The sequence below is a fragment of the Xenorhabdus sp. BG5 genome (assembly GCF_015163665.1).
Classification (GTDB): domain Bacteria; phylum Pseudomonadota; class Gammaproteobacteria; order Enterobacterales; family Enterobacteriaceae; genus Xenorhabdus.
In genome coordinates this window covers 1-971 of the sequence record NZ_JADEUG010000086.1, presented here as the reverse complement: position 1 = coordinate 971, position 971 = coordinate 1, and the positions used below count along the sequence as shown (strand labels likewise).

1 protein-coding gene is annotated in these 971 nt (G+C 48.6%); it reads right to left on the bottom strand.

Translation table 11 applies throughout. From position 1 onward, the window contains the following. Positions 1 to 58 precede the first annotated feature (58 nt). The coding region (locus tag IQ209_RS17915) for an IS481 family transposase (RefSeq protein ID WP_228005979.1) at positions 59 to 971 on the bottom strand (913 nt) is incomplete at its 5' end.

The following is a 971-nucleotide window of genomic DNA, read 5'->3' as shown; positions in this document are numbered from 1 at the left end:
TGTATTAGTCCAGATTAGATCTGACAACTACCGGTTATTTATACAGGTGTCTGTCAGGTTAAATCTGGGTTAAATTCTTTTCTGCCCAGAGTCGTTTTCCATCCAATAACGTATCAATGGGCGTACGTCCACAGCACATTTTACCCTGATGAGTCCGTTCATTATTGTAATACCACAGCCAGTTGTCCAGATCTGCCTGCAACTCCGCCATATCGCTGTAGAGCTTCTTGCGGAAGGTGATCTGGTAAAACTCCTGCAAAATGGTTCTGTGGAAACGTTCACAAATGCCGTTCGTCTGGGGGGATCTCGCCTTTGTTTTCGTATGGTCGATATCGTTGATAGCCAGATAAAGCTCATCATCATGATGTTCTACACGACCACAGTACTCGGTTTCCCTATCGGTCAGTATCCTCAGCATCGGCAACGCCTGAGACTCATAAAACGGCAGGACATAATCATTGAGCAAATCAGCAGCGGTGATGGGTGTTTTACTCGTATACAACTTACAATGCGCGACCTTGGAATAGGTATCAATAAAGGTCTGTTGGTAGATACGACCTACCCCTTTCAGGTTGCCGACATAAAACGTATCCTGTGACCCCAGATAGCCCGGATGGGCCGTGTCGATTTCACCCCAAACTTCGTCATCAACAGCCTTTTTCTCCCGCGCAGCAATTTGAGCCTCGCTCAGGATAATCCCTTCAGTGGTGACTTTCTGTTCTAACGCCCTCAGTCGCTTTCGGAAGTTTTCCAAATCGTGGCGTTGCCAGATAGAGCGAACCCCACTGCCGGAGACAAATATCCCTTTTTGCCGTAATTCATTACTGGCCCGGTGCTGCCCATGAGCGGGGAACTCAACGGCATACTCAACCACAGCCCGTTCGACCGCTTCCTCAACGCGGTTCTTGAGGTTGGGTACACGACGATCTTGATTAATCAGGGCATCGACGCCTCCTTCTGCGACCAATTCC